Annotated in this window: 17 protein-coding genes; 5 read left to right on the top strand and 12 right to left on the bottom strand. The window is 45.8% G+C overall.

Going from position 1 to position 15,989, the window contains the following annotated elements:
• Window positions 1-610: 610 nt before the first annotated feature.
• The 8 genes from F459_RS0115255 to F459_RS0115220 form a co-directional block, all read right to left on the bottom strand.
• Window positions 611-1,540, bottom strand: coding sequence for a ketopantoate reductase family protein (locus tag F459_RS0115255; RefSeq protein WP_020613587.1), 930 nt, complete (start codon window positions 1,538-1,540; stop codon window positions 611-613).
• 130 nt (window positions 1,541-1,670) lie between these two features.
• Window positions 1,671-2,546 carry a DUF4421 family protein gene (locus F459_RS23270; RefSeq protein WP_020613586.1) on the bottom strand — a complete coding sequence of 292 codons (876 nt, stop codon included), beginning with the start codon at window positions 2,544-2,546 and terminating at the stop codon, window positions 1,671-1,673.
• A 313-nt stretch (window positions 2,547-2,859) separates the two neighbouring features.
• A complete protein-coding gene (locus F459_RS22435; RefSeq protein WP_020613585.1) occupies window positions 2,860-3,297 on the bottom strand; it encodes a YitT family protein in 438 nt (145 codons plus the stop codon).
• A 70-nt stretch (window positions 3,298-3,367) separates the two neighbouring features.
• Window positions 3,368-4,669: a sensor histidine kinase gene (locus tag F459_RS0115240; protein WP_020613584.1), complete on the bottom strand. Its 1,302-nt coding sequence runs from the start codon at window positions 4,667-4,669 to the stop codon at window positions 3,368-3,370.
• Entirely contained in the window at window positions 4,666-5,364 is a 699-nt protein-coding gene (locus tag F459_RS0115235; RefSeq protein ID WP_020613583.1) for a response regulator transcription factor, read from the bottom strand. The genes F459_RS0115240 and F459_RS0115235 overlap by 4 nt, the downstream gene beginning before the upstream one ends.
• 43 nt (window positions 5,365-5,407) lie before the next feature.
• Window positions 5,408-5,851 carry a hypothetical protein gene (locus F459_RS0115230; RefSeq protein ID WP_154651704.1) on the bottom strand — a complete coding sequence of 148 codons (444 nt, stop codon included), beginning with the start codon at window positions 5,849-5,851 and terminating at the stop codon, window positions 5,408-5,410.
• 184 nt (window positions 5,852-6,035) lie between these two features.
• Entirely contained in the window at window positions 6,036-6,785 is a 750-nt protein-coding gene (gene map / locus F459_RS0115225; RefSeq protein WP_020613581.1) for a type I methionyl aminopeptidase, read from the bottom strand.
• Between the two features lie 2 nt (window positions 6,786-6,787).
• Complete coding sequence (locus tag F459_RS0115220; protein ID WP_245540192.1) at window positions 6,788-7,018, bottom strand: hypothetical protein; 231 nt, start codon at window positions 7,016-7,018, stop codon at window positions 6,788-6,790.
• 144 nt (window positions 7,019-7,162) lie between these two features.
• Between F459_RS0115220 and F459_RS0115215 the strand changes: the two genes are divergently transcribed.
• From F459_RS0115215 to F459_RS0115205, 3 genes are read left to right on the top strand one after another with little or no spacing between them, the layout of a single operon-like run.
• On the top strand, window positions 7,163-8,119 hold the full coding sequence (locus tag F459_RS0115215; protein ID WP_020613579.1) for an HAD family hydrolase: 957 nt from the start codon (window positions 7,163-7,165) through the stop codon (window positions 8,117-8,119).
• Complete coding sequence (locus F459_RS0115210) at window positions 8,116-8,919, top strand: SPFH domain-containing protein (protein WP_020613578.1); 804 nt, start codon at window positions 8,116-8,118, stop codon at window positions 8,917-8,919. Before F459_RS0115215 ends, F459_RS0115210 begins: the two co-directional genes overlap by 4 nt.
• A 36-nt stretch (window positions 8,920-8,955) precedes the next feature.
• The gene (locus F459_RS0115205) at window positions 8,956-9,423 is read left to right on the top strand and encodes an HIT family protein (RefSeq protein WP_245540191.1); all 468 of its coding nucleotides are present in this window, start codon (window positions 8,956-8,958) and stop codon (window positions 9,421-9,423) included.
• On the opposite strand, the gene F459_RS0115200 is transcribed toward F459_RS0115205, so the two are convergent.
• On the bottom strand, window positions 9,404-11,197 hold the full coding sequence (locus F459_RS0115200; protein WP_020613576.1) for a DUF5312 family protein: 1,794 nt from the start codon (window positions 11,195-11,197) through the stop codon (window positions 9,404-9,406). The two genes, F459_RS0115205 and F459_RS0115200, sit on opposite strands and share 20 nt — an antisense overlap.
• 18 nt (window positions 11,198-11,215) lie before the next feature.
• The gene (locus F459_RS0115195) at window positions 11,216-11,842 is read right to left on the bottom strand and encodes a thiamine diphosphokinase (RefSeq protein WP_020613575.1); all 627 of its coding nucleotides are present in this window, start codon (window positions 11,840-11,842) and stop codon (window positions 11,216-11,218) included.
• 98 nt (window positions 11,843-11,940) lie between these two features.
• On the opposite strand from F459_RS0115195, the gene F459_RS0115190 reads away from it, so the two are divergent.
• Window positions 11,941-13,272 (top strand): DUF1015 domain-containing protein, encoded by a 1,332-nt coding sequence (locus tag F459_RS0115190; RefSeq protein WP_020613574.1) that lies wholly within the window; start codon window positions 11,941-11,943, stop codon window positions 13,270-13,272.
• A 36-nt stretch (window positions 13,273-13,308) separates the two neighbouring features.
• Here the strand turns inward: F459_RS0115190 and F459_RS0115185 are convergent, their stop codons facing one another.
• Window positions 13,309-13,884: an L-threonylcarbamoyladenylate synthase gene (locus tag F459_RS0115185; RefSeq protein ID WP_020613573.1), complete on the bottom strand. Its 576-nt coding sequence runs from the start codon at window positions 13,882-13,884 to the stop codon at window positions 13,309-13,311.
• Window positions 13,881-14,324: a septum formation initiator family protein gene (locus F459_RS0115180; RefSeq protein ID WP_070415630.1), complete on the bottom strand. Its 444-nt coding sequence runs from the start codon at window positions 14,322-14,324 to the stop codon at window positions 13,881-13,883. Before F459_RS0115180 ends, F459_RS0115185 begins: the two co-directional genes overlap by 4 nt.
• Before the next feature lie 151 nt (window positions 14,325-14,475).
• On the opposite strand from F459_RS0115180, the gene F459_RS0115175 reads away from it, so the two are divergent.
• A partial coding sequence (locus tag F459_RS0115175; RefSeq protein ID WP_020613571.1) for a hypothetical protein occupies window positions 14,476-15,989 on the top strand: 1,514 nt, incomplete at its 3' end.

The raw sequence follows: 15,989 nt of genomic DNA, 5'->3' as shown, positions 1-15,989 counted from the left end.
GCTCATTATAGGATTTTCAAAATTGGACTGTCTTGCCAATCCGTGCATGATTCCTTGTCCGTCAGTGCATTAAAAGGTCAATTGGTTGGATATATGACTGATGTGGATTCACAGCTGGCAAAGATAATTTTAAAAGGGGGTTTATATAAGCCGAAATTCGTAGCGCTCCAGCGCAACTATAACGTGAAAACAGGATTTAAAATGTCATACAAGCCTCTTTCAAAACATAATAGCATTCATTCCACTGAATATTACTCCTTCATAAGAAACTCCTTATGGTCCACCACCGGGACCACCCTCCAGGACGACCGGTCAGGATCGTTCGGTATGCGAACAACTTACTATCAGAACGATAAGTGTAAAAAACATCAAACCTGTCTCAAGTGACAACTTTACCAGCCTTTTTTTCTTAATTGGAATTGACATAGGCATTTCTCCTTGTTGAAATCAATTAAGAAAAGGTTAATTGTGAAAGATGAAGGAAATATGAAGCGCTTTGTAATATATGTAAAAGTTTTATAGTGTTCAGAATCCTGGTGATACAGATGTCATGTTGCAGGCAAAATACTTGCTTTTTTGCCTGCATGTCATTTTTTTCATGACATACCTTTCAAATAGTACTTTTAGATTTTGCTAAAATCATCTCTCCTAAAATACGTGTGACTCGTGCGTCGATCGGAGGAGACATTTCATTTCCGATTCGTGCAATCGCCAGATTTAGGAACTCTATTTCTGTCTCCCGCCCATTGTTAATATCCTGAAGTGTTGAAATGAGTTGTCCATCGGAACGCTGGCTGATGAGCAGTAATTGATCGAACAATTCTCTTTCCTTAAATCGAATTCCGATTTTTGCAGCAACCGAGCTCGCTTCGTCGATGATTGCTTCGGCAATCATTGCGACGTGCTCATCTCGGTGGAAAATACCGTTATCAACATTAATTAGTGGGCAGATCGAATTAAAAGCCGCATTTATAATTGCCTTTTTCCAAGCCTCTCTGTCAATGCTTTCGACGTAGCGAAAGCGAAAAGTCGGTGTTGAGATTTGATCGATAATAGCCTGTGCTTCCCCAGTATCCCCCTTTACGATACCTATCGGAGACTCTGAAACTTCGCGAAATCGGTAATGATATTTTTGAATGGTTTGGCCAGTTGCATATAGTACACAACGATAAATTTTCGGAAAACCTGCATCGATATATGCTTGTTCTACGCCAATTCCGTTTTGCATCACGACTATTGGGAGCTTTGAAAATTTTGTTTTCAATGAATCAGCGATACTGCTATTTGCTGTGGCCTTCGCAGTGAGGAGAAGAAATCCTTCATCAACGCTTTCGATCTCAGATAATGAAACCATTTTGACGTTCGCCTGAAGGGATTTTCCGGCCGATAATTCGACTGTGACACTCTCGTTAGTCGGCGGGATCCCCTCTACACTCGTGCGGACTGCAGTCACCTGTATGTTATTTGCGGATAAAAACGCCGCAAGAGGCATTCCCATGGAACCGGATCCTATAACGTAAATTCGTGATATAGCAGCCAAATCGTTACTCCTTATTGCGATCCATTGCTTACTAAGGCGACAAACAGCAAACAACAAGCAAATACCTTATCAAAATAGTATCATATTTTTTGAAGAAAAACAAAACAAAAAGGGCATAATAGGGGCCCAGCTATAGCCGTTTCAGGAAAACCACGTTTAACCTGCCACTATCGAGCTCGAGATCTGCATCCTCTTCCATAATCGCGGTAATTGTATTTGCTATAAAAACCATTCCCAAAGACCATGACTCCTTATTATACGAGCATGAAAACTTGGGTAAAACGAGAGGTGCTATTCTAAGATTGTGATCAAAAAATGTATCAATACTGCTATTATTTATATCGACCCCGATTGATAACGACAGATTAATCAACCACTTTTTTCTCACAACCCAGTTATAGGCATAGCCGGCATTCACGCCACACTGGAAGCCTTGTACGGAATGGAGGATATCATCATGAATTTCATCTGTATTTACTGAATAATAATAGAAGCTGGAGCCTAATAGAAACGTTCCGGCAGATTTTAACTGCTTTTCGGTCAATGCATATGCTGCACGACTCGAAAAGTATTTGGAATTAAAAACATACTGTCCCGTTACCCCCGTTAAAAATAGGGAAAGGCCTGGATAGGTGAAGAGAGTTGTTCCATCGTCCCGATAAAAACCTTTGTACTGCTGAAAGAGAATATCAAAAATAAAATGATCGGTATATTTATGAACTTGCAAGTCAAAAATTTGGGTCTTTGGATATTCTTTGTCCGCTGTAACGCCAATATCATGGCAAAACTCCAAACTGAGACGATAATCCCTGCAAGAAATTCCAACGCCTAAGCCAGCTGGATTGTTGGCATTGTAAGAAAGATCATCATTTCCCTCGATTGATAGTTCGAGTAGATTCTGATACATCTTTCCATATAAGGTCACTCGCTGTTCATAATCCCCAATATAAGAAGGATCCCTCGCCTCACTAAATCCATAAAGAGATACAAAAACAAGGAAAAACATTGCTATGAGATAATATTTCTTTCGGTGTAGCAAACTATGCCTCTGTTCCTTTCCTTTTTAGCAGGCACAAGAGCGTCATCAAAAAAACTGTATTCTTTTCTCTGCTGTATCGGATGACGCGGCAGATGAAATCTGAGGTACAGAAACAGAGCCTCTTTCCGGCGATACTTTCCCCATAGACATTAATAGTATGTTCGAATCATCATCTTCTTCCTTGAAGACACTACAGGAAAAAGATGTAGTTATAACAAATACAAGTAAAATGAAAAGTACTATCTTCATGACAAAAGCCTCTTTCTCAATAGCTTACACGCTATCCTCTCTTCGGCTTTATAGCAATAGTATCCCATTGCTTTTTGTATAGTGTATTTACGACGATCGCTGGGTCCTGGACCTTTATATAGTTGAGAACCACTCCATACACAGTAGAGATACTGCCAGCGATAATACTGATCTTACCAACTGGTTTTCTCAACTTCTCCGAAACATAAACACTTGCGATATCCTCGTCACCGGTTGAGCCTCTATTCATGAACGCTAATGATTTACCAATGCCTGCAAGAATGGCACCAAACAAAACAAGGAGAAGCCGTTCGTTTTCCGGTTCCGGCGATGCGACTTGCATATCGGGCATACAGAGAAGAAGGAGGACAATGCGAAATTTGATGGCAACGGCATAAATCGAACCTGTCAAAATTGCCAAAGATCCTGCCTTTATGTAATCCACAATGATTTTTCTTTGGATAGACAAGGCATCCTCCGTACCGATGTTTCTGATATCTCCCTTTAGAGAATTTCCTCCTCTTTGTCAAGTTCGCTTATCAACGACTTATCTGCGATATCCTAATGCGAACCAGCGTCCCCTTACCCACCCCACTTTCCAGTTCGACAAACCCGTCGTGTGCAATAACGATTTTTCTGACAAGATAAAGGCCTAAGCCAAAGCCGCCTGTCCGCTTATCCCTGGATGAATCGACACGATAAAAGGGTTCAAAAACCCGATCTATATCGTTCTCGGGTATACCGGGGCCATGGTCGAGGAATTCAATGATGATTTCTTCTCGCCTTTTTCGGCATGAAACTTCAACGGGAGAAGAAGCGGAGGACGAGTAGCGAAGTGCATTTTCCAGAATATTTGTACAGGCTGTTTGAAAAAGATCGGGATCGATTGCCGCGAAGAGCGGCGGCTGATCACCTGGACGGAATAGAATACCCGGGCTCTCTTTTGGAAATCCCGCGACTATGGTTTCTAAAAAATTAACAATATCGACTCGCTTTTTTTGAGGTGTTCCATAAGGGGTATCCAATCGTGCCGTGTTGAGTAGTTCTTTAACCTTAATATCCAACTCATCGAGGTCGTCACGAAAGCTGTTACGAAGTTCTTCGTCTTTTAGAAATTCGAGCCCGACTTTCATACGTGCGATAGGCGTTTTCAACTCATGGCTGACATCCAACAACAGCTGTTCTTTATCGGAAAGCATCTTCTGAATTTGGTCGGCCATGTGATTAAATGCTGCGGACAATTCACCAATTTCATCTTCTCCAATGACTCTGATTCTATACGAAAGGTCACCGCTCTTAAGAGCGCCAACTCCTTGTTCAAGTTCCTTAAGCGGAAAAAGAAATATTCTAAGAAGCAGAAAAACGATTAGGTAGGAAAAAAGCCCTACTATGAGTAAGATTCCGAGAAAGATGCGAAGTCTCTCCAGATTAAACAAAAGATTGCCATAAAAGAAAAAGTATCCACGGGTGTCCTTCAACCCCACATACAGTTTTCCCTTGAAAAGGCCTCTATTATCCCCTTTCCTATTGTGCATGGTTATTTCCGCAAAGCGAATCACTTCTTGATCAGCAGTGCTCTCCCATTGATAGCCATCATCAGCAAAAAAAATGATATCGATACCCAAACGCTTAGAAAGAGCCATTCCCATTTCTTTATTGGGTCGCGCACCCATATCGGCAATATTGCGGCGATAAAAGGAAACAAGCGCCGAAGCGTTATCGGCTTTTGCCTGAAAACGATATTGAACCCCAAAAAAGAGGAGAATGGAAAACATCATCAAAAGAGCGGAAAACAGAATCGTCAGATAGAGTTTGCCGCGAAATGAGTGAATCAGATTCATGAACCATTTTCCATGAAAAGATAACCGGCCCCACGGATGGTCTTGATAAAACGAGGATCGGCAGGATCATCGTCAAGCCTTGCACGCAGGCGACTGACTAGAATGTCGATGGAACGATCGAAGGGGCCCGGCTCTCCTCCTTTCATCCTGTCCATAAGGATATCGCGGGAGAATATCTGACCGGGAGCCGACAGAAAGATATCGAGAAGACGAAACTCGGCCCCGGTAAGCCTCAAAGGACGTCCTGAAAGGCTAGCACTATAGGTATCACGATTCAGGGTAACAGACCCTACCCGTAGAATTACCGATGATCCCCTGCCGTTTGCGGCAAAACGCTTTCGACGTAAAATGGCACGCATGCGGGCAACCAGTTCACGAGGCTCAAAGGGCTTGGCCATATAATCATCACTTCCGAGTTCCAGACCAAGAACCTTATCGGAAAGTTCCCCTCGTGCCGTCAGCATAACAACCGGGAGGTCCCACTCTTTCCTGATTCTCTTGCAAACAGCAAAGCCGTCCATATCAGGAAGCATAACGTCAAGAATTGCGATATCGAAATGCTGACTTTTAAGGGCCATCAACGCTTCTTTTGGATGGGTAAACGCAGTTACCCGAAAACCAAACTGTTCAAGATAGCGAATGAGCAGCGAATTCATTTTCTGGTCGTCGTCGAGAAGGAGAACTCGCTCTTCCACTATGGCCCCCACGCAAGTTTTATCTATGCATCCTCATTGTATATCATTTCATTCGTTCGACAAGCATATCCGCAAGTTTGTCTCTCTGCCCCTGGCTAAGAGCCGCATGAAAGCGTTTTATTTCTCCGAAAATTTCTTCGTGCAGACGGGCAATGTCGGCCTCATGAATCTTTCGTATCTGCAGAAGGCTATCAATCTCCAGTTCTTCGGAAGCTATAGCGTCCCTCAGATATTCCTTCTCTTCCGGACTCAGAATCGTTGTAGTCTGAACCAGCTGTTCGATATTACTACGTACCTCTTCCAAAAGTTCTTCTTGCGAAGCAGTTAAATCAAGCTCGGTCGAAATCTTGGAAACAATGCGATCATCCCTCTTGGTCTGGAAGCGTTCGATTCTGGATGTTCTCACTCCCGCACAGCCGCTAAGGGTAGCCAACAAGCATAAAGTAGCCAACAGGAATACGATCCCATGAGATTTTTTTTGTGCCATATAAACCTCCATCAATTTCCTTATATGTGGTAGATGGTTATATGGTAGTGCCGTACCGTTTCCAGAATATTTCGGCAAGGTAACAAAGTGTAACAATTAGCTACTGTCCGGAATCGGAGACCGCAAGGATGGTATCGACCCTATCCTAACATAAGTCAAACAAAAATCGTAAAGGAAAAGGCTGTTACCCTACCGTCAAGACTTCGCAACCGCTTCGGGTCACGAGAACGGTATGCTCCCACTGAGCAGCAGGAAGGCCTGTGGAGGTGAGCTTGCTCCAGCCGTCTCCCGCTTCTACCAAACCAGAGGCGGCAAGAGTGACCACTGGTTCAATCGTAAATACCATCCCTTCTTCAAGACGGAAGCCCTTTCCTTTATAGCTGCAAAAGGGGATAACGGGAGGTTCGTGAAGGCTACGGCCGATACCATGGCCCAGACAGTCGGCAATGACGGACATGCCCATTGCATCGACATAGCGTTCCACGGCCCTTCCAATCTCAAGACTATCTAGCCCGGGACGTGTCGCGGTTATTCCAGCGATAGTTGCCTTTTTTGCAACCCGCAAAAGACGCCCGACCTCAGGAGATACCTTTCCAATGCCGAAGGTGACGGCCCCATCACCAAACCAGCCGCCGATTTCAAGAGAAAGGTCGACTGTCACGATATCCCCCCCCTGTAAAATTCGATCACCAGGAATGCCGTGTACGGCGACTGCATTTACCGACGTACAGACCGTTCCTGGAAAACCAAGCAGGGAAGAAGCCGATTGAGCGTTTAGGCGTCTCAAATGCTTCTCACAGAAGAGCGAAATCTTTCCCGTACTTATGCCCGGGACCATAATGGGCTCCAAAGCGCTGAGAATCTCTCCCACGATTCTCGAAGCAAGGCGCAATCGTGCAATTTCCGAGGGATTTCGAACAGCCACCCCTTTCATACTCAAATTCCGCCAAACCAGGCCAGGAGATAGCTTTCGCCAACATAGACAAGCAGAACGATAAGCAACCCGAATAGAGAGCGAATCCGTGAAAGAAATCGGCAGGGTCTCACAAAAAAGAGCATACCCTGATAGATCAGGGTAAAGACGATATAAAAATAGGCGGCAATGCGAATACACTCGAGTAAAAGAAAGAGATTGTCGTCGGAAAGCTCCTGAATCGAACCAGCCACGAAAAAGAAAAGAAATATAAGTATCAAATGGAAAAGCCATATCCTGAAGGAGTCGATTAACCTTATCAGTGACTGAGAGAGGCCTAAAGGTTTCTTTCCGGAGATGCTCTTCATAGGCTAATAGTAGCACAATTGCAGTTGCGAATGAAACAAGTTCCATCGTACAATGTGCTTGTGTTTCGTGATGTACTGATTTCCATTATACGAGAACAACTTTCTCCTCTCGAGCCAATATCAACGGATCTTCGGCCGATGTTAACACAAATGACCGGGATCAGGGCTTGCCTCTTTGATATCTACGGTACCCTTTTTATTAGTGCCAGTGGAGATATCTCTCAGGCATCAGATACCGACGGCGATAAGGCCCGGCGGGCCATGGCTGCGGCAGAGGCACTGATCAATAGCGGTTTTCTGCTCTCCGGTGACAAAACTCCGGAAAGAGTCTTCGAAGTGTATCTCGAAGAAATTTTACGCGAACACAACACGCGGAGGTTGGCCGGGATCGATGTCCCAGAAGTAGATATCCGCCGTATATGGGAACGTGTAATCGACAGGCTCAAGGAGGAAGGCAGACTCAAAGGGGCTGCCGACGAGGCATCATTTTCTATTGTGGCCCTCCGTTATGAACTTTCGACAAACAAGATATGGCCGATGCCCGGAGCACTGGATCTCTTTGATACTCTCACACGCCGTCCTATGCCGATGGGGATTGTCTCTAATGCGCAATTTTATACCCCGCTCTCTTTCAAGGCGCTCTTCGGCGGTGACGAAACCGATCTCGGATTCGCCTCTGAACTTCTTTTCTACTCATACGAACATCATGTTGCAAAGCCATCGGCGAATATGTTTCGTCCGGTCTTGGAAAAGCTTGAAGATGTGTACCATATTCGTCCCGAAGAGGTAGTGTATGTCGGTAACGATATAAGAAATGATATCCTTGCCGCATCGCAGTGCGGCTGCAAAACGATATTGTTTGCCGGAGATAAGCGAAGTCTCAGGTTACGACGAGAAGTCCCGGAATGCCGTACGATTCGGCCCGATGCGGTCGTCACCCAGCTTATGCAAATACCCTTGATGTTTGACGAAGGAGCTTTCACATGAAAAAAATCCTTGTTGTTTTTATTCTCCTGCTTATACTCGGCGGAGTTGTGTTCTATTTCGGTTGGATCCAAAATCTGATTCCCGAAAACCACTATGCCGTTCTCTTTACCAAGACCAGCGGCTATGCCCCTAACGTATATAAACCGGGGGTTTTCTACTGGGAAGCGGAACGACTCATACCCGGAAACATGAAGCTTCACCTCTTCGATCTTACGCCTCGAAATAGGAGTATCGAATCATCGGGAACGCTTCCTTCCGGAAAACTCTATGCGGGGATTCTTCCCGACGAGGTCTCCTTCGACTATACCATTAAACTCTCTCTTTCCTATCGGATACGGCCTGAAGAGCTTCCTCATCTTGTCAAAGACGAGGGGCTGACACAGGAAACCCTAAATGATTGGTATACAGCGAGAGAGGCCAAAGTGCTCGATGCGGCATCTGCTTATCTTGCACAGCACCCCGATCGGATAGGCATTGACGAAGATCTTTCCTCATCCTTCCCCGAACTTGAATTCTCCAATATATCCATCCTTTCATGGCACTTCCCCGACAAGGAACTCTATGAAATGGCAAAGAAGCTCTATTTCGACCGGCTATCCACCACCGAGGCGGCGGAACGAGAGGCCCTTTCAAAAGAACGCCTATGGAGTGTATCGCGTAAGGAGCGTCTCGCTGTTCTCGAGGAGTATGGCAGGCTCTTGAGCACCTATCCAGGCTTGCTCAAGCTGGTACTCAGCCGGGCGGAAGATCCAAATCTTATCTCGATTGAAGACCTTCTCTCGGAAACTCCGGACGAGTGAATAAAAAACATGGAATACTTTTTTAATTTTGAAAAAATGAAATACGTTAAAGGAGAAAAATATCCAGGCTGCATCCTCTGCTCAATCGTCGAAAAACGTGACGACGTTGTCAATCTTTGCATCTGGGAAGATGAAGATTTCCTGGTTAGTGTAAATCTTTATCCATACAATCCCGGCCACCTTTTTATCTTTCCCCGAAGACATCTTACCGACATCAGGGAACTTACAGGTGAGCAGGAAGCAAAACTGGATAGGATTACAAGAAGCTGCCTAAACCTTCTGGATGCAGTTTACGCCCCATCCGGTTATAATATCGGCTATAACATGGGGCTTACGGCCGGAGCATCCATCGACCACATCCATCGTCACATCATTCCCCGTTATCCAAGAGAAACGGGAATTGCCGATTTACTGGCAGGAAAGAGGGTTCTTGTGGAAAGCCCAGAGGTAAGTTGTGAACGGCTAAAAAAAGCACTTTCCGGGCTTACGACTCCATTCGCTTGATCTGCTGCATAACAAAGGAGAAACGCCGCAGGGTGGCAATATTGCGATCGACAATCGATCGTAAGGCTACCGGAGTTCCCTTGACAAAATAGTGCTGATTAAGGGCCTGTGTTCCCGATTCATTTCTGATCTTCAGCGTGTCCTCGAATATCCGCTTCAAACCATCCACGGCCTCACATCCCCTACGAACAATGGAGGCCGCTTCGCTATCCTTCTGCTGGACCAGGGACCGAAACATCCGGGACTGACCCTGATCCCCTCCCATGGAAAACCGAAGGCGCTGGAAGAGTTTCCCATCACTTTCCTCGCTGGAAAGGGAATGATCAAGCTTGCGTATTTCCTCTTCGACATCCTCGATTGCACTTGCATGCATCAATAAACGATCACGTTCAACACGATTGAGAGCATAGAGCCCCCTGTCAAGGATCTGAACCGTTTCCTGGATATCATTGCGATAGTTCTTTGTGCAAAAGGCATATAAAAGAGCGAGAGATCGCTGAAACAAAAACATGGGCAGGGCCAATTCATCGTAGGCAATTGATTGATAGGTACGATAATTCTTCAAGCGTTCTACGTCGCCTTCTGCAAAAATTTCCCGAATATTGCGATCCGTTGCTTCATCACGAACTCCGGGGAGCTCTTCCTCAATATATTCCCGCATGATGATTTTCCGTGTCGTACGAAAAAAGGCCTTGAGGTCCATTTTTTCCTGAACGATACGTATCTTGTAGTAGGGATCACGTCGAAAAAAGCGGATCAGCTCGGGGAGAGAAGAGGCATCCAGAAAGCTTTCTGTGGTTTCCACCAGATGCTTGAAATGTGAAAGAAAGGCCTCGCTCTCTTCTTCCCGTGCACTACGCTTTCTACAAACAGACAGAACGATATCGGCAACATTAAGCGTCAGGGGATCGCTTTCCACCGTAATCGACAAGAGGTAGAGACCATGAAAAAGTTGTTCAAGCTGGTCAAGCATGGTAACGGCGGTAGCATTACGGAAGGTGGGAATATTGCCGGTCGCCTGATACATATCCATAGGATCTACGCCGACAACCCCGAAGGCCCCGAACATACGCTTAAAGGGAAATCTTACAAGCCTGTCGGCGGCGAGGATGGGAGCAACGGCTGATTCCAGCCTCTTGAGCAGCTGTTTATCTATTACCTGCTCAAGTTCTTCATCGAGAAGCTCGGCCCCTTTTCGTCTGACAGCCTCATCGCTTCCTTCCCGGCGAAACACCTCAATCATCTCTTCTCTGGAATATACCTGCTCAGGAGATTTGATCGACTCTTTTAATTCATTCTGAAAAAGCGAAATCATAACATCACGGAACAGACCACTTTTACCGAACAGCTTATCGAAACAGGAATAGAGCAGTAAAGAATCTTCGTAAAGGGGCCAAAGCTCCTGGGCGAAGCCCGGCTTGAGGTCCCTGGTTTCAAAACCCGTAAGGCTTTGATTATTCTTTCGAATGGTGCGCTTTAGTCGATCAAGCTTCATCTCCAGCATAAGGGCCTCGTACCCCTTCCCTGTCAGATGCTTTTTCAGCCAAAGCATGAAGCGTTCCCAAAGCGAGATCCGCTTGAACTCCTGCATCAAGCGAAGATTCAGCTCATCAGTATCCGACGAAGAGGGAGGCTCACTGCCCCTTGGAGTGTTCATCTTCAAGCTTTTATTGATCGAATTGAGAAGCTCATCTCTTTCGGTCGAAGAAAGCGATCTGCTTAACTCAAAAAAGACAGAACGCCGATCTCCATCTTTCCCCACTTGACCTGCCAAGCTTTTCTCCCTTCATCATTATTCATCAACAGGAATAATGAAAATCATTCTACCGCTGTGGACCCCTATTTGGAAACAGGATTCTTTGACCTCGTTACTTATACCGAAACTGCCCCTCTGCCAAAATAAGGTATCAAGTTCCCATTTGAGCCCACGGCTCCAGGGGGAACACGCCTGCTCTCCGACAGGAAAACAACTGACCGTGGTCCCCACAGGCAAAGAGAAAGAGTTCTCTTTCTCTATCAAAAAGACCGATCCAAAAGAGGCATACCATCTTTTAGGAGTCCAATCTCGATCGAAAAGGGCAAAAAGGGCGAGAAGATGATCGACACGCCCACCGCCTCCGCCGATTACGATCAATTCATCACAGCCAAGATTCCGGGCATGGGAGACGGCAATTTCCGTGTCGGTCAGATCCTTATCTCGATCGTAGATGATAACATGTCCATCTTCAAGCGTATTAAGCAGAGATTTATTCTTTATAGAATCAAAATCACCAACGGCATAATCCACACTAACATCGTAAGCGACGGCCAAGTCAATTCCCGAGTCGGCGGCAATCACCATATCCGAAGAAGTGGGGAATTCGGGAAGAGTATCACCGATCGGTCCCTCGCCGCCAATAAATAAAAAAGCTCGTTTCATACATCCAAATTCCTTACTCTGGCATAATCAACAGTTTTATGCTTGTTTTTTTTCCTTTTCGTAGATAATATGCCAGTAAATTGATGAAGGAGTAAGCCATGGCTTTCAAAGACAAACTTGCCGCAGTGGGGGTCGCCGCCCCTGCCATTGTTATGCCGAATTCGGACATCGACATGTCCAAATGGGCCGTCGTTGCCTGCGACCAATACACGTCCGAGCCGGAATATTGGGAAGAGGTTGCCCATATAACCGACGCTGTACCGTCGACCTTTAAGCTGATTTTTCCTGAATGCTACCTGGAAGACAACGATGCGCAGGAGCGAATCAAAAATATTCAGAACGCTATGAAAGCCTACCTTGCGGACGGCGTGCTTACCGAACATGAACCCTCCTTTTTTCTAGTCAAACGGGAAACAGGAACCAGCCCCCGCCGCTGGGGACTCATGGTGGCTCTCGATCTTGAAGCGTATGACTATTCCAAAGATTCCACAACCCTGATACGTGCGACGGAAGGAACGATCATAGAACGAATCCCCCCCAGAAAGAAAATCCGAATAGGTGCACCTCTCGAGTTGCCGCATATCATGGTTCTCATCGACGACCCCGATAAAACCGTTATCGAACCGCTTACTACCCAACTTGATCGCCTCCAGAAAATCTACGACTTCGATCTCATGAAAGATGGCGGTCATCTTACAGGATATAAAATCGATCAAAGTCGTATGGAATCCATCGCAGCTGCACTAACAAAGCTTGCCGATCCAAAGATCTTCGAAAAGCGCTACGGAAGCAAAGATGTTCTCCTCTTTGCTATGGGAGACGGCAACCACAGTTTAGCAACGGCAAAGGCTGTCTGGGAAGAGATAAAAGCAAACAAGGCTTCTGATTCCGATATTATGAATCATCCGGCCCGCTGGGCTTTGGTTGAAGTGGAAAACATCTATGATGAAGGCCTCATCTTCGAACCGATTCATCGGGTCCTCTTTGCTATAGATACGAAAGAGTTTCTTGAGGCCTTCTCGAGCGTGGGGACGGTCAATTTCAAGGAACTTGACTCTGTCGATGCTATCATGGAAAGCATTAAGACCAAGGATGAAATTCAGCGAATTGGCTATGTCGATGAAGAGCAAATCGGCGTCATTGAGGTAAAGGATTCGAATTCGACCATTGCTGCGGGTACGGTACAAGCCGTTATGGATTCCTACCTTTTCGCACACAAGGGAACCTCGGTTGATTACATACACGGTGAAGATGTAACGATCAAACTGGGAAGGAAACCTGGTAACTGCGGTATCCTTCTTCCCGCCCTGGATAAGGGAGACTTCTTTAAAACCGTTATTCTCGACGGTGCACTTCCCAGAAAAACCTTTTCAATGGGAGAGGCCCATGAGAAGCGTTTTTACGTGGAAGCAAGAAAAATCACCAGATAAGCAAAAGCAGAAAAAAAGAAAACCAGACAACAATTATTAGGTTGTCTGGTTTTTTATACCATCTACACGCACCGCCCCCTGTCTTAGAAGAACATAGGGCTTACTTCGTGCATTAATGATCGTAGAGGCCTGTCCCTGCCCCATGATTCCCGCATCAACAATCAACTCCACCCGACTCCCAAATAATGCCACAATCTCTTCAATAGCATTAATATTAGGTTGTCCACTTTTGTTTACACTTGTTGAGTATAATGGCATGCCAACCCTTTCGATGCAATGTTGAAGAAGCTCGTCATCTGGTATTCGCACCCCTACCGTACCGCCCCCAACGGCATCGAGGATAAGGGTCAGGGCTCCCGGCCAATATCGCATTAATCGCTCGGGAACATCCCCTCGAACCACACGGGGAAGCAGAGAAAAGTTTATTAGCTGCAAAAATGGATTTGTCTCCGACCGGTCCTTTAAAGCTCTGATTTTTTTTTCACTTGCGGGCACTATTCCGACAATACCATATATAGTATCGCAGGGCATGATGACCGGTTCACCCCGAAGCAGGACTTCGGTCAGGACGTCTAAAAGATTGGGATCATTCCTCGATATCCGCCGCGTCATCTTTTTTTCCCTTCCGAAGTAAAAAAATTCCAAGTCAACAATGTAACAACAGCCCCCATAAAAATAGCAACAAGCTTAAGAACAAAAACAGGGGATTGTTCACTCTCGTAGGGCTTGATAAAGGCTCCTACCGCAAAGCTACCAGAGGAGGTCGGTTTATATCCATTTTCAAGAACAATCCGTCCTTCATCATCCTGATAATATCCCAACTCTCTGGCTGCAAGCATTACCGCCTTTCTATCAGATGCAAGTGATTTTGCATGTAGAGCCAAATCACTATGATAATCCTCAAGCTGGTTCACATTTGCTTCCAACTTAACCTTATATGCAAGCAAATGCTGATACTGTAGATACCCCTTTGGCCCCCAAATAAGAGTCAAGCCACCATAGGCCATCCCAGCCACATACACGCCAAGTAAAAACGACCATACACGCTTCATATACACATTAACGGCAGGTAGAGTTATGCTTATGAGGTCATTTTCACATTGTTATTTTCTTTTTGATCTGTTAATCTTCAAAATAGGTTTATGTAAGCGCAGCTTTCTTCCGATAGAGGAAATAGTGTGGAATAGGAATCAGGAGCGAGCAATGGCAAGCGATCAAAAAAACAATTTTGATAACATCGACGACGAACTCGAACTTGAGCAGTACGGTGTTTGGGTAAAGACAGCCCCGGAAGAAATTCCTCTGGAAGAATCGGAAGACGAAAACTTCGAGCTCGAAGACCTCGACATCCCTCAGGAAACTTCTCTATCAAATATCTCGGACGAAGAAGAAGCCCTTTTAGGCGATCTTGATAAGGAACGAGATGAGAGGGAACGGGGGACAAGCGACAACATATCATCCGATGAAGAGGTCTTCGACCTCGATCTCGACTTCGATGAGACGCTTGATGCCGATGAAGAAATTTTCACCAATGAAATAGATGATTTAAATGACGATACCTTTACAATTGATTCAGCATCATCTTCAAACAAGGCAATTGATAGCGATATTGAAGATATTGATCTCGATCAGCTTGATATGGAAGCCGAAGCAATTCTTTCGGACTCAGAAGAGACAATGCCCCAGCAATCGGATGAAGCAGACCTCAAACTCATCGATGAGGATTTCGAGACCGAAATCGAAGAATTGAACATCGGCGAATTGGATCAGAAAGATTACGGAGAAGAACTTCCCGAACTTGAGGAGATAGAAATACCCACCTCCGATACAAAAGAAGATGATGAAAGTATCGATGATCTCACCGAATTCGATGATATAAGCGCCTTTGAAGATGATTTCGGGATAGACATAAAAGGGGAAAAAGAGACACCTCTCGCGGAAGGCGCAGTTCTTTCCAAAATAGAACAAGAACTACTCAGTATCAAAGATGAACTTACAAGTCTCCGAAAAGAACTTTCGGTTCTTCGCAAAAAAGAACACGAAGAGGTTGGACCGCCCTCTCCTTCTGAAATGCAAGATGAAGAGACTCCGGCAAAGGCAGAAAAGGATGAGGTCGCTGGGTTCTTTGAGGATGATGAAGATGAAACCATAGCCCTCACCGGTGATGAACTGGATAATATCCTCAACACCGCCGATGTAACCGAAGAAATGGGCCCCTTCGAAGCTCTTGAAGAAGAAGCCGCTGATCTTCCCGTCTCCGCCGATTCCAGCGAATCTCCAGAGGAACTGCCTGTCGAAGAGCTGCCCGAAGAGATAAGCCTGGAAGAGGTTGAGACTGAGGCTGAGCCGGAAACCTCAGAAGCCGAGATCGAACTTCCGGAAGCAGAACCCGAATCCGAATCCGCCGACGAGAGCGAGACTGAACTCGATCAGTTCGACGATCTTCCCGAGATCGAAGAGCTCGACCTCAGCGACTTTGAAACCTCCGAAGAGGAGCTTGACCTCGGTGACCTGGAGAGCGATATCGACGGCTTGACCGACTTCGACCTTCCGGAACACGAAGAACCGATTGAACACGAAAAGCCGGTCGAACCCGAAGTTGAGCTTGAGCCGGAGATCGAACTGGAATCTCTTGAACCCGAAGCCGCACCGGAAGATTTTCTCGACGAGATAGAAGAGCCGTTCGAAGATGTAGAGGTCCCCGCAGAGGCAGAGGC

The organism is Sediminispirochaeta bajacaliforniensis DSM 16054 (assembly GCF_000378205.1).
Lineage (GTDB): Bacteria > Spirochaetota > Spirochaetia > DSM-16054 > Sediminispirochaetaceae > Sediminispirochaeta > Sediminispirochaeta bajacaliforniensis.
Note: the sequence above shows the minus strand (reverse complement) of the source record. Positions and strands in the feature narration are given on the sequence as shown.

Excerpts from the sequence above, each read along its gene's own strand:
- F459_RS23270 (WP_020613586.1), bottom strand. The coding sequence starts at position 2,546 with ATGTTTTTCCTTGTTTTTGTATCTCTTTATGGATTTAGTGAGGCGAGG.
- F459_RS0115240 (WP_020613584.1), bottom strand. The coding sequence starts at position 4,669 with ATGAATCTGATTCACTCATTTCGCGGCAAACTCTATCTGACGATTCTG.
- F459_RS0115230 (WP_154651704.1), bottom strand. The coding sequence starts at position 5,851 with ATGGCACAAAAAAAATCTCATGGGATCGTATTCCTGTTGGCTACTTTA.
- map (WP_020613581.1), bottom strand. The coding sequence starts at position 6,785 with ATGAAAGGGGTGGCTGTTCGAAATCCCTCGGAAATTGCACGATTGCGC.
- F459_RS0115215 (WP_020613579.1), top strand. The coding sequence starts at position 7,163 with ATGAAACAAGTTCCATCGTACAATGTGCTTGTGTTTCGTGATGTACTG.
- F459_RS0115210 (WP_020613578.1), top strand. The coding sequence starts at position 8,116 with ATGAAAAAAATCCTTGTTGTTTTTATTCTCCTGCTTATACTCGGCGGA.
- F459_RS0115205 (WP_245540191.1), top strand. The coding sequence starts at position 8,956 with ATGAAATACGTTAAAGGAGAAAAATATCCAGGCTGCATCCTCTGCTCA.
- F459_RS0115195 (WP_020613575.1), bottom strand. The coding sequence starts at position 11,842 with ATGAAACGAGCTTTTTTATTTATTGGCGGCGAGGGACCGATCGGTGAT.
- F459_RS0115190 (WP_020613574.1), top strand. The coding sequence starts at position 11,941 with ATGGCTTTCAAAGACAAACTTGCCGCAGTGGGGGTCGCCGCCCCTGCC.
- F459_RS0115185 (WP_020613573.1), bottom strand. The coding sequence starts at position 13,884 with ATGACGCGGCGGATATCGAGGAATGATCCCAATCTTTTAGACGTCCTG.
- F459_RS0115180 (WP_070415630.1), bottom strand. The coding sequence starts at position 14,324 with ATGAAGCGTGTATGGTCGTTTTTACTTGGCGTGTATGTGGCTGGGATG.